General features: G+C 69.8%; 13 protein-coding genes. All 13 read right to left on the reverse strand.

The window, feature by feature from the left end:
* Positions 1-4: 4 nt before the first annotated feature.
* The 13 genes from C8250_RS03835 to araB all read right to left on the reverse strand — a co-directional run bounded on the left by C8250_RS03835 (position 5) and on the right by araB (position 17639).
* Positions 5-907, reverse strand: a complete 903-nt coding sequence (locus C8250_RS03835; protein ID WP_138351588.1) for a carbohydrate ABC transporter permease — start codon at positions 905-907, stop codon at positions 5-7.
* The gene (locus tag C8250_RS03840; RefSeq protein WP_138351587.1) at positions 904-1809 is read right to left on the reverse strand and encodes a sugar ABC transporter permease; all 906 of its coding nucleotides are present in this window, start codon (positions 1807-1809) and stop codon (positions 904-906) included. Before C8250_RS03840 ends, C8250_RS03835 begins: the two co-directional genes overlap by 4 nt.
* A gap of 108 nt (positions 1810-1917) precedes the next feature.
* Positions 1918-3639: an L-arabinonate dehydratase gene (gene araD / locus C8250_RS03845; RefSeq protein WP_138351586.1), complete on the reverse strand. Its 1722-nt coding sequence runs from the start codon at positions 3637-3639 to the stop codon at positions 1918-1920.
* A complete protein-coding gene (locus C8250_RS03850) occupies positions 3636-4541 on the reverse strand; it encodes a dihydrodipicolinate synthase family protein (RefSeq protein WP_138351634.1) in 906 nt (301 codons plus the stop codon). The genes araD and C8250_RS03850 overlap by 4 nt, the downstream gene beginning before the upstream one ends.
* A gap of 71 nt (positions 4542-4612) precedes the next feature.
* A complete protein-coding gene (locus C8250_RS03855) occupies positions 4613-5263 on the reverse strand; it encodes a GntR family transcriptional regulator (protein ID WP_138351585.1) in 651 nt (216 codons plus the stop codon).
* Positions 5264-5434: 171 nt separating this feature from the next.
* Entirely contained in the window at positions 5435-8665 is a 3231-nt protein-coding gene (locus C8250_RS03860) for a LamG-like jellyroll fold domain-containing protein (RefSeq protein WP_138351584.1), read from the reverse strand.
* A gap of 178 nt (positions 8666-8843) precedes the next feature.
* Positions 8844-9851, reverse strand: a complete 1008-nt coding sequence (yjfF, locus tag C8250_RS03865; RefSeq protein ID WP_138351583.1) for a galactofuranose ABC transporter, permease protein YjfF — start codon at positions 9849-9851, stop codon at positions 8844-8846.
* Complete coding sequence (locus C8250_RS03870; protein WP_138351582.1) at positions 9848-10975, reverse strand: ABC transporter permease; 1128 nt, start codon at positions 10973-10975, stop codon at positions 9848-9850. Before C8250_RS03870 ends, yjfF begins: the two co-directional genes overlap by 4 nt.
* Positions 10975-12504, reverse strand: coding sequence for a sugar ABC transporter ATP-binding protein (locus C8250_RS03875; RefSeq protein ID WP_138351581.1), 1530 nt, complete (start codon positions 12502-12504; stop codon positions 10975-10977). Before C8250_RS03875 ends, C8250_RS03870 begins: the two co-directional genes overlap by 1 nt.
* Positions 12505-12602: 98 nt before the next feature.
* Positions 12603-13553, reverse strand: coding sequence for an ABC transporter substrate-binding protein (locus tag C8250_RS03880; protein WP_138351633.1), 951 nt, complete (start codon positions 13551-13553; stop codon positions 12603-12605).
* A gap of 157 nt (positions 13554-13710) precedes the next feature.
* Positions 13711-15216 (reverse strand): L-arabinose isomerase, encoded by a 1506-nt coding sequence (gene araA / locus C8250_RS03885; protein ID WP_138351580.1) that lies wholly within the window; start codon positions 15214-15216, stop codon positions 13711-13713.
* Positions 15213-15926 carry an L-ribulose-5-phosphate 4-epimerase gene (locus tag C8250_RS03890; RefSeq protein WP_138351579.1) on the reverse strand — a complete coding sequence of 238 codons (714 nt, stop codon included), beginning with the start codon at positions 15924-15926 and terminating at the stop codon, positions 15213-15215. The genes araA and C8250_RS03890 overlap by 4 nt, the downstream gene beginning before the upstream one ends.
* Positions 15927-15947: 21 nt before the next feature.
* The gene (gene araB / locus C8250_RS03895) at positions 15948-17639 is read right to left on the reverse strand and encodes a ribulokinase (protein ID WP_138351578.1); all 1692 of its coding nucleotides are present in this window, start codon (positions 17637-17639) and stop codon (positions 15948-15950) included.
* Between the last annotated feature and the right edge of the window lie 196 nt (positions 17640-17835).

Here is a 17835-nt window from a genome sequence, read left to right on the forward strand (position 1 = left end):
CCGTTCACCCCTTGACCGCGCCGGCGCTGAAGCCTGTGATCAGCCACTTCTGGATGAAGGCGAAGACGATCACGACCGGCACGGCGGCCACGACGCCGCCCGCGGCCAGCGCTCCGAGATCGACGCTGTCGGCGCCGATCAGGGTGTTGAGGCCGACCGGGATCGTCTGCTTGTCCTGCGAGCTGAGGAACATCAGCGCGAACAGGAAGTGGTTCCAGCTGTGGACGAACGCGAAGGAGCCGACCGCGATCAGACCGGGCCGCAGCACCGGCAGCACCACCGCGCAGAACCCCCGGAAGCGCGAGCAGCCGTCCACCCAGGCGGCCTCCTCCAGCGCCATGGGTACGTTCTTGATGAAGCCGCTGATCAGGATGATGGACAGCGGCAGTTGGAACACGGTCTCCGCGATGATCACGCTCCACAGTGAGTTGATCAGCTGCAGGTTCCTGAAGATCTCGAAGAGCGGGACGAGCATCAGCGCGCCGGGGATGAACTGCGAACACAACAGCCCCAGCATGAAGGCGCTCTTGCCCCGGAACCGGAAGCGGGCGAGCGCGTAGCCGCCGCACAGCGCCACCACAGTGGTGGTGATCAGGGTGGCGACACCGACCAGCATGCTGTTCTGGAAGTACATGCCGAACGACCGCTCGTTCCACACCTTCGCGAAGTGCTCGCCCGTGGCGGGCCAGGGCACCAGCGACGTCGACCCTGCCGGCCGCACCGCGAACAGCAGCATCCAGTAGAACGGGACGAGCGTGAACAGCAGGTACAGGCCGAGCGGCAGATAGATCTGCCAGCGAGGCGTGCCGTCGTCCACCGCGCGGCGCCGCCGCCGGGCGGTACGCGGCGGAGTGATACCAGCGGGAGGCACCGCTCGGATGCCCTTCTCCGCGAGTGCGGCGGTCATGTGCGGTCGCCTCCGAACTTGCTCAGGCGCAGATAGAGGATCGAGCAGAAGAGGAGGATCACGAAGGCGACGGTGGTCAGCGCCGACGCGTAGCCGAAGTCGTGTCCGTCGACTCCGGTGTTGGCGACGTACAGCGGCAGCGTGGTGGTCTGGCCGGCCGGTCCGCCGCCGGTGAGGGTGTACAGGAGGTCGACGTTGTTGAACTCCCAGACCCCGCGCAGCAGCGTCGACAGGACGATCGCGTCCCTCAGGTGCGGCAGGGTGATGTGGAGGAGCTTCCGGTACCGGTTCGCGCCGTCGACCAAGGCCGCCTCGTACAGCTCCTTGGGGATGGACTGGAGGTCGGCGAGGATGAGGATCGCGAAGAAGGGGACGCCGCGCCAGAGTTCGGCAAGGACCGCCGCCCAGAACACGGTGCCGGTGTCGGAGAGCACCGAGGTGCCGTAGGTGCCGATCCCGGCGTCGGCGAGATAGCGGCTGAACCCGGTGGACGGGTTGTAGAGCAGCATCCAGATGGTGGTCGTCAGAACGCCGGAGACCGCCCAGGGTGAGAAGACCAGGGCGCGGGCGATGCCCCGGCCGATGAAGGTCTGGTTGACCAGCAGTGCCAGCACCAGTCCGAGGGCGAGTTGCAGACCCACCTCGACGACGACCCATCGGGCGCTGAAGGCCAGGCTCTGCCAGAACAGCGGGTCGTCGGTGAAGATCCTGGTGAAGTTGGAGAAACCGGCGAAGCCGTTCCGCCAGGGCTTGGTGACGTTGTAGTCCTGCAGGCTGTAGTAGAGAACGCTGATCATCGGGTAGGCGATGAACCCGAGCATCAGCAAGGCTGCCGGGGCTATCAGCAGATACGGGAGGCGCCGGTCGCGCCGCCGGGATGGTTTCGCCACGGCGATGGCCATGACTGGGACTCCTTCACTACGGGGTAAGCGCTTGCTGAATGGTGTGCGGCGTCCCGGACGGCGAACGTCAGGGGCAGTTGCGATGCGGAAGGGGGCTGCGGCGGGCGCTCAGCCCGCGTAGGGCTCGGGCACTTCGCCGGGCCTGGCCAGGAAACGGAAGTCGCAGCCGGTGTCGGCCTGGGTGATCTGTTCCTGGTAGAGGGCGCCGTAGCCGCGTGAGAAGCGGGGCGGTGGCGGCTGCCACTCTGCGCGGCGGCGCTCCAACTCGGGTTCGTCCAGCTCCAGGTGGAGCCGTCGGGCCTCCACGTCGAGGGTGATCAGATCACCGGTGCGGACGAGCGCGAGCGGGCCGCCGACGTACGACTCGGGTGCGATGTGCAGCACGCAGGCCCCGTAACTGGTGCCGCTCATCCGGGCGTCGGAGATCCGGACCATGTCCCGCACGCCCTCTTTGAGAAGGTGATCGGGAATCGGCAGCATCCCGTACTCGGGCATCCCGGGGCCGCCGAGCGGGCCGGAGCCGCGCAGGACCAGGACGCTGTCGGCGGTGATGCCCAGCCCCGGGTCGTTGATGGTGGACTGCATCGCCCGGTAGTCGTCGAAGACCACGGCCGGGCCGGTGTGCTTGAGCAGCTGGGGATCGGCGGCGATGTGCTTGATGACGGCGCCGTCGGGACAGAGGTTGCCGCGCAGCACCGCGAGCCCGCCTTCGTCCGCCAGCGGGTTGCCACGGGGACGGATGACGTCCGGGTTGTGGACGAGCGCGCCCGCGAGCTGCTCGCGCAGCGTGGGGTGGGCCACCGTCGGGCGCTCCAGATGCAGTACGTCCGTCAGCTGTGCGAGGAAGCCGGGCAGGCCGCCGGCGAAATGGAAGTCCTCCATCAGATACCGGCCGCCCGGGCGCAGGTTCGCCAGCACCGGTACTGTGCGGGCGATGCGGTCGAAGTCGTCGAGGGTCAGTTCGACACCGGAGCGGCCGGCCATCGCGATCAGATGGATCACGGCATTGGTGGAGCCGCCCAGGGCGAGGACGGTGGCGACCGCGTCCTCGTAGGCGTCACGGGTGAGAATCCGCGACAGCCTCAGGTCCTGCCACACCAGCTCGACGATGCGCGCTCCCGAGGCGGCCGCCATCCGCTCGTGACCCGAGTCGACCGCGGGGATCGAGGACGCGCCGGGCATCGTGACACCCAGCGCCTCGGCGGCCGCCGTCAGCGTCGAGGCGGTGCCCATCGTCATGCAGTGGCCGGGGGAACGCGCGAGCCCGTTCTCCAGTTCTGCCAATTCGCCGTCGCCGATCAGCCCGGCGCGCCGGTCGTCCCAGTACTTCCACATGTCCGTGCCGGAGCCCAGCACTTCATTGCGCCAGTGTCCCGGCAGCATGGGTCCGGCCGGGACGAAGACGGCCGGCAGGTCCATGCTGGCCGCGCCCATCAGCAGCGCCGGGGTGGACTTGTCGCAGCCGCCCATCAGGACGGCGCCGTCCACCGGGTACGAGCGCAGCAGTTCCTCGGTCTCCATGGCGAGGAGGTTGCGGTAGAGCATCGGCGTCGGCTTCTGGAAGGTCTCCGAGAGCGTGGACACTGGGAACTCCAGTGGGAAACCGCCCGCCTGCCACACCCCGCGCTTGACCGCCTGAGCACGTTCCCGCAGGTGGGAGTGGCAGGGGTTGATGTCGGACCAGGTGTTGAGAATCGCGATCACCGGCTTGCCGAGGTGCTCCTCGGGGAGATAGCCGAGTTGCCGGGTGCGGGCCCGGTGGCTGAACGAGCGCAGCCCGTCCGTGCCGTACCACCGGTGGCTGCGCAGCTCATCGGGAGACTTCCTCATAGCGCCCAGTCCTTGATGAGCGCCGCGACCTCGGCGCGCTGCGCGTCGGGCAGCTGACGGCTCGGCGGCCGCACCTCGCGGCGGCACAGGCCGAGTGCGGCGAGCGCCTCCTTGACGACGGTGACGTTGTTGGCGGACTGCTGCGCGGCGCGCAGGTCCTCGAAGGGGCGGATCTGTTCCCAGACCTTCATCGCTCCCGGATGGTCCCCGGCGCGCAGGGCCGTCAGCATGCCCAGCGACACGGACGGGGCGACGTTGACCAGGCCGGAGGTGAAACCGGTGGCGCCCATCGCCCAGTAGGCGGGCGCGTACAGCTCCGCGAGCCCTGCCACCCAGACGAAGCGGTCGAGCCCGGCGTCGCGCGCGAAGGCCGCGAAGCGGGCGGCGTCCGGCACCGCGTACTTCGCGCCGATCACGTTGGGGCACAGGTCGCCGAGCAGTGCCATCCGGTCGCCGCCGAGGAGCGGGTTGCGGATGTAGGGCACTACACCCAGTTCGGGGACGGACTCGGCGATGGCCCGGTGGTAGTCCACCCACCCGTCGGGCGAGACATAGGGATGGACGGGCTGGTGCACCATCACCATCCGCGCACCGTGGTCACGCGCGTGCCGGGCGGCGGCGACGGCGGTCGGCACGTCGTGGCCGACACCCACCAGGACGACGGCCGGTCGCTGCGCGGTCTCGGCGAGCGTGTCCTCGACGACCGTGAGGCGCTCCTCGGGGGCCAGCGCGTAGAACTCGCCGGTGTTCCCGTTGGGCGTGAGCGTCCGGACGCCGCCGTCCAGCAGCCTGCGCAGCAGAAGCCGGTACGCGGTCCGGTCGATCGCACCGTCGGCGTCGAACGGGGTCACCGGAATCGCGACGACATCGGCGAGCGCGGCCCGCAGCGCGGCACGGTCCATCGGTTCGGAGCGGGGCGTCGGTTCGGAGCGGGGCGTCGGTTCGGAGCGGGGCGTCGGTTCGGAGCGGTCCATCAGGCGCCCGTCTCTTCGTGGTCGGGGAACGCGCGGCGGACGAAGTCCGAGATGTGGGCGTGCAGCAGCCCGGCCGCGCCGTCCGCGTCGCCGGCGAGCGCCGTCCGGAGGATCTCCTGGTGCTCGCGGGCCTCCTGCTCCCAGGAGGGGGAGGCCGCCCAGGCGACGGTCGACACCAGGGCCGCCTGGTCACGCACCTCGTCGAGCATCCGCGTCAGGAGCGGGTTGCCGCAGGGCAGATAGAGCGCCCGGTGGAAGTCACGGTTGGCGAGGCTCCGGTCGGCCCGGTCCTCCGCGCCCTCGGCCCGTACGAGCGCGTCCCGCGCCGCCGCGAGCGACTCCTTCCTGACGATGCTGCGGCGCAGCGCCTCGGGCTCCAGCAGCAGCCGCACGTCGTAGATCTCCCGCGCCATGGCCGCATCCACGGTCCGCACCGTGACGCCCTTGTACTGGCTCATCACGACGAGCCCGGTACCGGCCAGCGTCTTGAGCGCCTCGCGCACGGGGGTCTTCGAGACACCGAACTGCGCCGCCAGATCGGCCTCGACGAGTGGCTGTCCAGGACTCAACTGCCCGGTGAGGATGCCGTGCTTGATCGCCTCCAGCACGTACTGCGTCCGGGAGGGGATCGGGGCGGGAGCAAAGGTCATGTGCGCTCTCAGATCTCAGGTATCGCGTCTCATATATGACGTACGAAGTACGACGCGATGAAAGGTAGAGCCGCGCCGGAGGTCCGTCAATGCTTTGAACAGAACTGATCCCGCACCCGGGCGTCGGCCGGCCGGGGAAGGCCGGCCGACGCCGCGCTGACGTTCGGCCGGTCAGCCGATGGTGAGTTGGGTGACCGAGTTGGCGGGGAAAGTGCGGGTGAAGGTGGCTCCCAGGCCGGTCACCGCGGTCGTGACCGGGGCGACGTGCCGGGGGTCGGTGATGGTGTTGGTGTCGGACGGATGGGCGGAGGTCAGCGTGACGGCGGTGCCGGTGGTCGGGACGGCCGCGCCGGCGCCCGTCAGGCGGACGGTGATCGACTGCGGATTGCCGCCCGGGTTCACGACCGTGACGTAGTACTTCCCGGTGCTGGACGAGCGGCTGACCACCTGGTTGACGGTGCTGGTGCCGCTGTACGAGGCGGCCAGGATCTGGTCGCCGTGGGCGGCGGCCATCATCTGCTGGACGTAGGCGCTGGGAGAGCTGTAGCTGGTCGAGGCGTCGAAGGCGATCAGGTTGGTGTTCCACTGCACGCTGTTCACATTGGCCAGCAGCGGGGCGTACGCCTCCATCGCCACCACATCGGAATTGCGCTGCAGATTGGTGAGCCAGGAGGCGTCACCGATCGCGCCCGCCAGTGTCGGGGTCGGCCGGCCGACCTGGGAGGCCCACTCCCCCTCGAACACCTTCGGGCCGCTCCGCGAGTAGGTGTCGTAGGCGTTGGCGTTCGCGTTGAACCAGCCGGGCGAGCGGTAGTTGTGCAGGTCCAGGACATCGGGAGTGCGCGCGGAGACGGCGGTGGTGGCGATCAGCTTGAGCGCCGGGTAGGCGGCCCTGATGGCATCGTGGAACTGTGCGTAGCGGCCGTTGGCGCCGTCGTAACTGCCGGTGGTGTCGAACCAGTCCTCGTTGCCGACCTCGACGTACTGGAGGGAGAACGGCGCGGGATGCCCGTCGGCGGCGCGCCTGGCACCCCACTTCGTCGTCACGTCGCCGGTGATGTACTGGATCTCGTCCAGGGCGTCCTGGACGTACGGGGTGAGCTGGTCCAGCGGGACGACGTCGTGCTGCAGGGAGTAGCCGGCGTAGACCCCGAGGACGGGCCGGGCGCCGAGGTCCTCGCACCACTCGAGGTATTCCAGTAGGCCGAGGCCGTCCGTGGACCAGTAGCCCCAAGGGTCCTGGTGGCCCGGCCGGCTCTCGGTCGCGCCGAGGGTCTTCTTCCAGTCGAAGCGTTCGGCGACCGTGTTGCCCTCGAGGTAGTTGCCGCCCGGCAGCCGGATGAAGGAGGGCTTGAGGGCCTTCATCCTCTCCATCAGATCGACCCGCAGGCCGTTGGGGCGGTTGTTGTAGGTGGGCGGGAAGAGCGAGACGTTGCTCAGCCACAAGGTGGCTCCCGTCGCGCTCTCCGAGGAGAGCACGAAGCGGTTGGTGGAGCTGGTGGGAGCGCCGGCCGCGGTCTTCAGGGTGACGGTGTACTTCTTCCAGCCGCTCGTCAGGGCGGGGATGGTGGCCGTCGCGTACGGCGTGCCCGCGGTGCTCTCCAGGGAGAGCTTGAGCGGACCGGTGAAGCCGGGGGCGGCCTTGGCGTACAGCGAGGCGGTGTAGATGGTGGACGGCTTGACGGGGATGCCCCAGAAGCCGCCGTTGGCGACCCCGGCCCGGTTGCCGGCCGTGGCCTTGGCCAGGGAGACCTTCAGCGAGCGGGTCAGCGCGGTGTTGAGCGGGTTCGCCGTGTCCAGCGCGATGCTCGCCGAGCCGACGGTGGAGCTGACGGCGGACCACGAGTCCGGGTTGCTACTGGCCATCAGGGAGCGGTTCTGCAGCAGTTCGCCGTACAGGCCGCCCTCGCCCGAGTGGTTGATGTCCTCGGTCATCAGGCCGAAGAAGTCACTGGGCAGTGCGTGCGCGGCGGTGCCCGCGTCGACGGAGAGGGTGCCGTTGCCCTGGCCGAGGATCGTCTCCAGCTCGGGAGCGGTGACCGGATGGTCGTGGATCACCACGTCGTCGATGGTGGCGTCGGCGAAGTCGGCCGGGTTGCCGTTGAACCTGCCGCGGCCGACCGCTGTGCCCGCGGACGCCTTCCACGGAGTGGCGTAGGCGACCGTGGACTGCAGGATGCCGTTGACGTACAGCCTCAGTTGACCGGACGCGTTGTCGCTGACGCCGGTGAGGTGGTACCAGGTGCCGGTGCTGGGCGCGGCCGTCGCGTCGGCGTGGCGCGCGGTGGCCGTGGAGCTGTCCGACGCCAACCGAGTGAAGGCGAACTTTCCGGTGTCGCCCCGCAGTTGTAGATAGAAGCCGGAGACGGCGGTCCCGTCCGCGCTCACGAAGGTCTGATACCCGGTGAGGGTGTTGAGCTTGACCCAGGCCGAGACCGAGAACGGCTGCGAGGTGTCCGTCGCGGCGGTGGCGGCGGTCGCGGACGAGGCGGCGGTCCCGTTGGACCGCAGCGCATGGCCACCGGTCCTGCCGGTGGTCCACGCGGCCGTCGCGCCCAGGGTGAGGGGGTGGCCGTGGCCGGAGTCGTCCGCGGCGGTGGTTCCGGTGCCCGCTTCGAACGCCCAGTGCGCGCGCTGGTCCAGTGCGGTCACCGCGGACGCGGCGAGCGCCCCCGTGTAGAACCGCAGGTCGTCCACGCCTCCGTTGAGGAAGTCCACCGGAGTGCCGGCGTATTTGCCGCGACCGACCACCGCGTGCCCGGCGGCCTTCCACGGGGCGGTGTACGCGACGGTCGTCTGCAACGTGCCGTTGACGTAGAGCGCGAGCGTGCCGGCCGCGGCGTCCTGGACCCCGGTGAGGTGGTACCAGGTACCGACGGCCGGAGTGTCGACGGCGGCTGCGACGGCGGCCGCCCCGGGGGTGTCGGAGGGCAGCCGGGCGAAGGCGAACGTCCCGGTGTCGCCACGCAGTCCGAGGTAGAAGCCGCTGACCTCACTGCCGTCGATGCTGACGGCGGTCTGGTAACCGTCGGTGTTATTGAGCTTCACCCAGGCGGAGACACTGAACGAGGCGGAGGTGTCGACGATCGGGGCACCGAGGTCGATGGTGCCGGTGCCGGTGCCGTTCGTCGCGACGCTCCCGGCTCCCACCTGTCCAGCCACGTGGGTGGCTCCGGCCCCGAGGCTGCCCGGGTGGGCGCCACTCGAGTCGTCGGCCGCCGTGCTGCCGGTGGCCTCGTCCAGGGCCCAGTGTCCGGCGAGGGCGGTGTCGGCTGCCGCGGGGGTGGCCGCGAGGGGGACGAACGCGACGGTGAGGAGCGCCGCGCTCGTGGCGAGGACGGCAGCGGTACGCAGCCGTTGCCGGTGATGGCGGCGTGGCAGAAGGGATCTGGTGAAGTGCATGGGTCTCCCTTGAACGGTGGGGAAGGGTGGATTCCATGGCGCGGGACGTGCTGGTGGGGTCTGGGCCCGACGGGGTGGCGGGCGGATGTTCGTCCCCGTGCCGCACGACCGCGCGGGCCAGGACCGCGCGGCCGTGCGGCCACTCGTCGTCCGGCCGCTCAAGCGCGCTGACGAAATGTCAGGCGCGTCGGCGGGACGTCATCAGGCGCTGCAGCAGGACGAAGGCGAACAGCAGCGTGCCGACCGCGATCTTCGTCCACCAGGAGCTGAGCGTGCCTTCAAAGGTGATGATGGTCTTGATGACGCCGAGGACGAGGACGCCCAGCAGGGTGCCCAGGACGTAGCCGGAGCCGCCGGCCAGGATCGTCCCGCCGATCACCACGGCGGCGATCGCGTCGAGCTCCGTGCCGACCAGGTGCAGGCTGTACCCGGACAGCGTGTAGAGCGTGAACAGCACTCCGCCCAGGGCCGAGCACAGCCCGCTGACGGTGTAGGCGCGGATCACCGTCCGGCCGACCGGGACCCCCATCAGCAGCGCCGACTGGGCGTTGCCGCCGACCGCGTACACCGCGCGGCCGAACCCCGTGTAGTGCAGCGTCAGGAACGCGACGGCGACGACGGCCAGCGCGATGACCACCGACCAGGAGATGAACACGCCGCCGGGGAAGGTGACATGGGACTGCGCCAGGGTGGTGAAGACCGGGTCGTCGATCGGGATCGCGTTGGTGCTGATCAGGTAGCACAGGCCCCGGGCGAAGAACATCCCGGCCAGTGTCGCGATGAAGGGCTGCACCTCGAAGTGGTGGATGGCGTAGCCCATGGCGCCACCGATCAGGCCGCCGGCCGCCAGGACCAGTGGGATGACCAGGGCCGGCGGCCATCCGTGCTGCTCGACGAGCGTGGCGCACAGCATCGTGGAGAGCGCGGCGACGGCTCCGACCGAGAGATCGATGCCGCCGGTGAGGATCACGAACGTCATGCCGACGGCGATGACCAGCAGGAACGCGTTGTCCACGAAGAGGTTGGCGATGGTCTGGCCGGCCAGGAAGTCCAGGTAGCGGTAGTTGCCCGCTTCGAGGGTCAGCGCGAACAGGACTGCGGTGGCCATGACCGGGACGTAGTCGCGGTGCTGGGCCAGAAGGGTGCGGACGCCGCGCCCGGCGGCGGGGGACTGGGTCGTACTCATAGGGTGGTCGCCTCCTTCGGGTTCTGGGCGGCGCCGGCCGGTGTGCTGCTCCGGGAGCTGCCGGTGCTCGTCGCGGTGCCGGCCGCAGGTGCGCCGACGCCCGTGTCCGAGCGGCGGGGCAGTTTGCGCGACAGCACCTTGGCGCGGAACGCCGGGGACTGCAGCAGACAGACCGCCATGACGACCAGCGCCTTGAACACCAGCGTCGACTCGGGCGGCACCCCGACGGTGTAGACCGTGGTGGAGAGCGTCTGGATGACGAGGGCGCCGATGGCGGTCCCGCCGAGGTGGAAACGGCCCCCGGTGAGTGAGGTCCCGCCGATGACCACGGCGAGGATCGCGTCGAGCTCGATCCACAGGCCCGCGTTGTTCCCGTCGGCGGCGGCCACGTTGGAGCTGACCATCAGTCCGGCGCCGGCCGCGCACAGCGCACAGAACGCGTAGACCGCGATCGTGAGGCCGCGGGCCCGGATGCCGACCAGCCGGCTGGCCTCCCGGTTTCCGCCGACCGATTCGAGCAGCAGCCCGAGTGCGGTGCGCCGGACGACGAGGCCGGTCAGTACGAGCACCGCCGCGGCGATCACCACGGAGAGGGGGAGACCGAGTTCGTACCCGCCCCCGATCAGGTGGTAGGGCTCGCTGTTGACGGTGACGATCCGGCCGCTGGTGATCATCTGTGCGACGCCGCGCCCCGCCACCATCAGGATCAGGGTGGCGATGATCGGCTGCATGCCGATCCCGGCGACCAGCACGCCGTTCCACACCCCCAGAGCGACGCACACGCCGAGCGCCAGCAGTACCGCGACGACGACACCACCCACACTCTGCTGGTCGGCGAGGTCGCTGATGTTCAGGCAGGCGACGGCTCCGGAGATGGCGACCACGGCGCCGACCGACAGGTCGATCCCGCCGATGGCGATGACCAGGGTCATACCGAGGGCGACCAGCAGCAGCGGGGAGCCGAGCCGCAGGATGTCGACAAGACTGCCGAAGAGATGGCCGTCACGGATCTGGATCGAGAAGAAGTCGGGGGTATAGGCGACGTTGGTCACCAGCAGGGCGGCCAGCAGCGCGAGAGGCCAGAACAGCCGGTGGCCGGCCAGCCTGGCGACGGTGGGCGGCATCAGTGGGTCCCTCCGGTCGCGATGGTCTCCATCAGCCGGTCCAGGGTGAGTTCGGCGGTGTTGGGCAGGGTCGCCACGAGCTCGCGGTCGCGCAGAACCGCGACGGTGTCGGACAGGCTCAGCACCTCTTCGAGTTCGGCGGAGACATAGACGACCGCCATGCCGTCCGCCGCGAGTGAGGCCACCAGGCGCTGGATCTCTGCCTTGGCACCGATGTCGATGCCCCGGGTCGGTTCGTCGAGGATCAGCAGTTTCGGTTCGGTGATCAGCCAGCGGGCGAGCAGCACCTTCTGCTGATTGCCGCCGCTCAGATTGCGGACGACCGCCTCCGGGTCGGCCGGGTGGATGTGCAGCGCCGATATCCAGTGCGTTACCAGCTCCTCCGTCCGGCGGGCGGGGAGCGCTCTGACCCAGCCGCGGGCGGCCTGCAGGGCCAGGACGATGTTCTCCCGGACCGTCAGATCGGGGATGATGCCCTCGCGCCTGCGGTTCTCCGAACAGAACGCGATGCCCCGCCGGCTGGCGGCGCGCGGGCTGCGCAGGGTGGCGGTCCGGCCGTCGACGGTGAGCCTCCCGGTGTCGGCGCGGTCCGCGCCGGCCAGCAGCCGGGCGGTCTCCGAGCGCCCCGCGCCGAGCAGCCCGGCCAGGCCCAGTACCTCCCCCGGGCGCACAGCGAGGTCGAACGGAGCGATGGCGCCCTTACGTCCGAGTCCGTGCGCCTCGGCGAACGGGGTCCCGGCCGGGCGCTCGCGGTCGCCCCGTCCCCGGTCGGTGAGTTCACCGAGTTCCTGCCCGAGCATCGCCGACACCAGCTCGATCTGCGGCAGGCGCGCGGTGCGGTACTCACCGACGAGACGGCCGTCACGCAGCACGGTGATCCGGTCGGAGACGTCGTAGACCTGGTCCAGGAAGTGCGTCACGAACAGGATCGCCACGCCCTCGCCGCGCAGCCGGCGGATCACCGTGAACAGCTGGGCCACCTCCTCGCGGTCCAGGCTGGAGGTGGGTTCGTCGAGGATCAGCACCTTCGCCCGGATGTCCACGGCGCGGGCGATGGCGACCATCTGCTGCAGGGCGAGCGGGAGGGTGTCCAGCGGTGCGCGGACGTCGATCTCCAGGTCGAGCCCGGACAGCAGGTCACGGGCCCGCCGGCGCAGTTCCGACCACATGATGCGGCCGAGCCTGCGGGGCTCGCGGCCGAGGAAGATGTTCTCCGCGACCGACAGGTTGGGGCAGAGGTTGACCTCCTGGTACACGGTGCTGATCCCGGCCTGCTGCGCCTGTAGCGGCCCGGCGAACCGGACCGGGACACCGTCCAGCGTGACGGTCCCGGCTTCGGCCTCGTGCACTCCGGTCAGCACCTTGATGAGGGTGGACTTCCCGGCGCCGTTCTCGCCCATCAGGGCGTGCACCTCACCGGGATACAGGTCGAGGCCGACTCCGGAAAGGGCCCGGACGCCGGCGAACTCCTTGGTGATGCCGGTCATCCGGAGGACGGGTTGAGCGGGGTTGAGCTGCGGCGTCGACATGGGAGCTCCTCTCCTCGGGCCGCTGGTCGGCTCCGGCCGGGTCCGGGGCGCCCGCCTGGGGCGCCCCCGTCCCGGATCGCCGGAGCAGTACTGGCAGATCAGTACTGGCGGTTGGGGAGTTCGGCAGCTGCCTTGTCCTTGGTGAAGACGCCTTCCTTGGACTCGACCCGGGCCGGCACCTCGGCCTTGTCCTTGAGCTTCCGCACGAGATCCATGACCTGCGGGCCGATCAGCGGATTGCACTCGACGACGACCTCGATCTTGCCGTCGACCATCGCCTGGAAGGCGTCCTTGACCCCGTCGATCGAGACGATGCGGATGTCCTTGCCGGGCTTGAGACCCGCCTCCTCGATCGCCTGGATGGCGCCCATCGCCATGTCGTCGTTGTGCGCGAAGAGGATGTTGATGTCCTTGTGCGCCTTCAGGAAGGCCGTCATGACCTCCTTGCCCTTGGCCCGGGTGAAGTCACCGGTCTGGTCCGCGACCAGCTTGAACCGGGGGTCCTTCAGGACCAGGTCCTCGAACCCCTTCTTGCGGTCGATCGCCGGGGCGGAGCCGGTGGTGCCTTCGAGCTCCGCTATGTTCACCGTGCCGGTCCCGCTCTTCTCCGCGTCGACCAGCCACTGGCCGGCGGCGGTCCCCTCCTTGACGAAATCCGACCCGATGAAGGTCTTGTAGAGGGTCTTGTCCTGGGTGTCGATCGCCCGGTCGGTGAGTATCACCGGGATGCCGGCGGCCTTGGCTTCCTTCAGTACGGTGTCCCAGCCCGTGACGACCACCGGTGAGAAGCCGATGACGTCCACCTTCTGCTGGATGAAGGTGCGGATCGCGGCGATCTGGTTCTCCTGCTTCTGCTGCGCGTCGGAGAACTTGAGCTCGAAGCCGGCGGCCTTCGCCGCGTCCTGGATGGACTTGGTGTTGGCGGCACGCCAGCCGCTCTCGGATCCGACCTGGGAGAATCCGAAGACCAGCTTCTTGGCGCCGTTCGCGTCCGTGCCGCTGCCGGCGGGTGCCTTCTTGCCCGCCCCGCCGCAGGCGGCGAGGGACATGCACAGCGCGACGGCCAGAAGGGTCGCGGCGGTCTTGCGCGTACGGGGTCTTGCTGGGGTGGTGGCAGTGAGGGACATCGTGCACTCTCCTTTGAGGCGGGAAAAACCCTGCGATGTATGACCTGGGTGGTACGCCTGCGATGTCGGCCGAAGCCGCTCAGAAACCTCGCGCCAGACGGTGGTACGCCTGGTTCCAGCGGATCTCCTTGGTGAACTGGCGGATCGTGGTCTCCGCGTCGATGACCAGGAGTTCCGCTCCGGCCATCTCCGAAAAGTCCTCGAGCTCCTCCGTGCCGACGGCGCTGGAGAGCACGGTGTGGTGCGGGCCGCCGGCCGTGAGCCACGCCTCGGTCGAGGTCCGCAGGTCGGGCTGCGGCTTCCACACCGCGTGCGCCACGGGGAGATTCGGCAGCGGCTCGGCGGCGGTGACCACGTCGATCTCGTTGGCGACCAGCCGGAACCGGTCCCCCATGTCGGCGAGGCCGACGACCACCGCCGGGCCCGGGGCGGCTTCGAAGACCAGCCGGACCGGGTCCTCCCGGCCGCCGATGCCCAAGGGATGGATCTCGCACGAGGGGACCTCGGCGGCGATCGACGGACAGACCTCGAGCATGTGCGCGCCGAGGATGACCTCCTGCCCCGCCTCCAGGTGGTACGTGTAGTCCTCCATGAACGAGGTCCCTCCGGGCAGACCGGCGGACATCGCCTTCAGCGTGCGCAGCAGCGCCGCGGTCTTCCAGTCCCCCTCGCCGCCGAAGCCATAGCCGTCCGCCATCAGGCGCTGCACGGCCAGACCGGGCAGCTGGCGCAGCCCTCCGAGGTCCTCGAAGTTGGTGGTGAACGCCTGGAAACCGCCGTCGGTGAGGAACTCGCGCATGCCGAGTTCGATCCGCGCCGCGTACCGCAGCGCGTCGTGCCGCTCCGCTCCTGAGCGCAGCTCAGGCGCGACCCGGTAGGTCTCCTGGTACTCCTTGGTCAGCTCGGTGACATCAGCGTCGGTCACCGCGTCGACCACGGCGACCAGGTCGTTGACGCCGTAGGTGTTGACCGAGACGCCGAACCGCAGCTGCGCCTCGACCTTGTCGCCCTCGGTGACCGCGACGTCCCGCATGTTGTCGCCGAACCGTGCCACCCGCAGGCTGCGCAGCGCCGCATGACCGACCGCGGCACGGGCCCAGGACCCGATCCGCAGGGCCACCGACGGGTCGCTGACGTGCCCGGCGACTGTCTTGCGGGCCACCCCGAGACGGGACTGGATGTACCCGAACTCACGGTCCCCGTGCGCCGCTTGGTTGAGGTTCATGAAGTCCATGTCGATGGAGCCCCACGGCAGCGCCCTGTTGGCCTGGGTGTGCAGGTGCAGCATCGGCTTGCGGAGGGCGTCGAGGCCGGCGATCCACATCTTGGCCGGGGAGAACGTGTGCATCCAGGCGACCACCCCGACGCAGTCGTCGGCGGCGTTGGCGTCGAGGCAGACCCGCCGGATCGCTTCCGCGTCGGTGAGTACAGGCAGCCACACCACCCGGACCGCTATGTCCGGGCCGTCGTTGAGTGCCTCGGCGATCTGCTGGGACTGTTCGGCGACCTGCCGGAGGGTGTCCTGCCCGTAGAGTCCCTGGCTTCCGGTGAGGAACCAGACTTCGCGGCCTTCGAGCGACTTCATTCCTGGACTCCTTCGCGGCCGGCGGGCTGCTGGCCGTATACGTTCTGATAGCGGTCGTAGAGCGAGTCGATGTCCGGTGCGGCGATGCCCACCGGTTCCCCGAGCTGTCGGGAGATGTGAACGGTGCGGGCCACGTCCTCGCACATCACGGCCGCCTTGACGGCTGCCTTCGCGTCCTTGCCGATGGTGAACACGCCGTGGCTCTGCATCAGCACGGCGGGCGATCGGTGGCCCTTGAGGGTGGCGACGATGCCCTGGCCGATCGAGTCGTCGCCGATCAGCGCGAACGGGCCGACGGGTATCTCCGCGCCGAACTCGTCCGCCATCGCGGTGACGACGCAGGGCACCGCCTCACCGCGGGCCGCCCAGCCGGTGGCGTACGTGGAGTGCGTGTGCACCACGCCCCCCACCTCGGGCATGTTGCGGTAGACGTAGGCGTGGGCGGCGGTGTCCGAGGACGGGTTGTGCGTACCTTCGACGACCTGGCCGTACAGATCGCAGACGATCATGTTCTCGGGGGTCAGGTCCTCGTAGGAGACACCGCTGGGTTTGATGACCATCAGGTCGTGTCCCGGCACGCGGGCCGAGACGTTTCCGGCGGTCCACACCACGAGCCGGTACCGGACGAGTTCCTGGTGCAGGTCGCTGACCTGCTGCCGAATCAGCTGGATCGCGGCGGCGGTCGCGGGGTCGATCGTGGGGTCGGTCATGATGGCGGCCTTCCGTACGGGTCAGTTGGCGACAGAGGTGCTGGTCTCGTTGCGCAACTCGCGCAGTCGGTGCAGCACGCCCCTGTGCTCGCCGCCGAGCAGGTCGTGCAGGGCGAGGTACTCGGCGAACAGCCGGTCGTACGCGTCGGCGCGGGCCGCGTCCGGGAGGTACTGGTCCCGGTGCACGCGCCCCATCTGCTCGGCCGCGGCCTGCACGTTCTCGTACGCCCCGGCCGCCACCGCCGCGTGGATGGCGGAGCCCAGCGCCGGCGCCTGCTCGGAGGCGGCGACGCTCAGCGGACGGCGCAGCACGTCCGCGTAGATCTGCATCAGCAGCGCGTTCCTGGTGAGGCCTCCGGCCACCGTGAAGCGGGTGACGGGGACGCCGGACTTCTCGAAGGCCTCGACGATGACCCGGGTGCCGAAGGCGGTCGACTCGAGCAGCGCGCGGTAGATGTCCGGCGGTCGGGTGGCCAGCGTGGCACCGACCAGCACTCCGGAGAGCCGGTGGTCGACCAGCACCGAGCGGTTGCCGTTCCACCAGTCGAGCGCCACCAGGCCGTGCCCGCCGACCGGTTGACCGGCGGCCAGCCGGGTCAGGTGCTCGTGCAGGCTGATGCCTTCGGCGGCGGCCTGCGCGTGGTAGATCGGCGGGACGCCGTGCTCGACGAACCAGCCGAAGATGTCGCCGACGCCGCTCTGCCCGGCCTCGAATCCCCACAGGCCCTCGACCACTCCCCCGTCGACCACCCCGCACATGCCGGGGACCTCGGCCACCTGCTCGCCGTTGAGGATGTGGCAGGTGGAAGTGCCCATGACGGCGAGCAGCTCGCCGGGTCCGGCCGACCGCGCCGCCGGGGCGGTGACATGGGCGTCCACGTTGCCGACCGCGACGGCGATGCCTTCGGGCAGTCCCGTCCAGGCGGCGGCCCGGGCCGTCAGGCCGCCGGCCCGGCCGCCCAGCGGGGAGAGCGGGTGCTCCAGCCTGGTCCGCGCGAAGTCCGCGAAGCCGGGGTTGAGAGCGGCCAGGTACCCGGTCGACGGGTAGCCACCGTTCTGGTGGATCCCCTTGTATCCGGCCGTACAGGTGTTGCGGGTCTCGACGCCGGTGAGCTGCCAGACGATCCAGTCCGCCGCCTCGATCCAGCGGTCCGTGCGTCCGTAGGTGTCCGGGTCCTCCTCCAGCACCTGGAGGGCCTTGGCATACTGCCACTCGGAGGAGATCAGACCGCCGTAACGGGCGATCCAGTCCTCACCGCGCTCATGGGCCAGCGCGGTGATCCGGTCGGCCTGGGGCTGGGCCGCATGGTGCTTCCATAGCTTCGGCCAGGCGTGCGGCCGGGATCCCAGCTCCGGACGGAGGCAGAGCGGGGTGCCGTCGGCGCTGGTGGGAAGGCAGGTGGAGGCCGTGAAGTCGGTGCCGATGCCGATCACCGTGGCGGGGTCGATCCCGGCGGCGGCGATGGCCTCGGGGACGGCTCGCCGGATCACGTCCAGCCAGTCCTCGGGATGCTGGAGCGCCCAGTCCGGTGGAAGCGGGGCGTCGGTACCGGGCAACCGGTCGTCGATCACCGCGTGTGCGTACGCATGGACGGCGCTGCCGACTTCGGCACCGTCCGAGACGCGGATGACGACGGCGCGGCCGGAGAGCGTGCCGTAGTCGATCCCCAGGACATAGCCGGGCCGAGAGGAATTGTTAGCGTTAACACTCATGGGTCGCGCTTTCCGTTCAAGATGGTGGAGCCGTGGGGTACAACGAGTGGGGCTGGTCTCCGACGCGCAGCCGACCACCCCGGAATGTTGCACCGAGGTTACCGACCCCCAGAGTGTGAGCGTTAACAAGAGGTGGCGTCAATGCTCCGCGCTGGTCACAAATCGACAACGGCCGGGGTTCCGCGACGGCTCCGGT

The sequence above is a fragment of the Streptomyces sp. So13.3 genome (assembly GCF_005860785.2).
In the GTDB taxonomy this organism is placed as follows: Bacteria; Actinomycetota; Actinomycetes; order Streptomycetales; family Streptomycetaceae; genus Actinacidiphila; species Actinacidiphila fildesensis.

Excerpts from the sequence above, each read along its gene's own strand:
- C8250_RS03835 (WP_138351588.1), bottom strand. The coding sequence starts at position 907 with ATGACCGCCGCACTCGCGGAGAAGGGCATCCGAGCGGTGCCTCCCGCT.
- C8250_RS03840 (WP_138351587.1), bottom strand. The coding sequence starts at position 1,809 with ATGGCCATCGCCGTGGCGAAACCATCCCGGCGGCGCGACCGGCGCCTC.
- araD (WP_138351586.1), bottom strand. The coding sequence starts at position 3,639 with ATGAGGAAGTCTCCCGATGAGCTGCGCAGCCACCGGTGGTACGGCACG.
- C8250_RS03850 (WP_138351634.1), bottom strand. The coding sequence starts at position 4,541 with ATGGACCGTGCCGCGCTGCGGGCCGCGCTCGCCGATGTCGTCGCGATT.
- C8250_RS03855 (WP_138351585.1), bottom strand. The coding sequence starts at position 5,263 with ATGACCTTTGCTCCCGCCCCGATCCCCTCCCGGACGCAGTACGTGCTG.
- C8250_RS03860 (WP_138351584.1), bottom strand. The coding sequence starts at position 8,665 with ATGCACTTCACCAGATCCCTTCTGCCACGCCGCCATCACCGGCAACGG.
- yjfF (WP_138351583.1), bottom strand. The coding sequence starts at position 9,851 with ATGAGTACGACCCAGTCCCCCGCCGCCGGGCGCGGCGTCCGCACCCTT.
- C8250_RS03870 (WP_138351582.1), bottom strand. The coding sequence starts at position 10,975 with ATGCCGCCCACCGTCGCCAGGCTGGCCGGCCACCGGCTGTTCTGGCCT.
- C8250_RS03875 (WP_138351581.1), bottom strand. The coding sequence starts at position 12,504 with ATGTCGACGCCGCAGCTCAACCCCGCTCAACCCGTCCTCCGGATGACC.
- C8250_RS03880 (WP_138351633.1), bottom strand. The coding sequence starts at position 13,553 with ATGTCCCTCGCCGCCTGCGGCGGGGCGGGCAAGAAGGCACCCGCCGGC.
- araA (WP_138351580.1), bottom strand. The coding sequence starts at position 15,216 with ATGAAGTCGCTCGAAGGCCGCGAAGTCTGGTTCCTCACCGGAAGCCAG.
- C8250_RS03890 (WP_138351579.1), bottom strand. The coding sequence starts at position 15,926 with ATGACCGACCCCACGATCGACCCCGCGACCGCCGCCGCGATCCAGCTG.
- araB (WP_138351578.1), bottom strand. The coding sequence starts at position 17,639 with ATGAGTGTTAACGCTAACAATTCCTCTCGGCCCGGCTATGTCCTGGGG.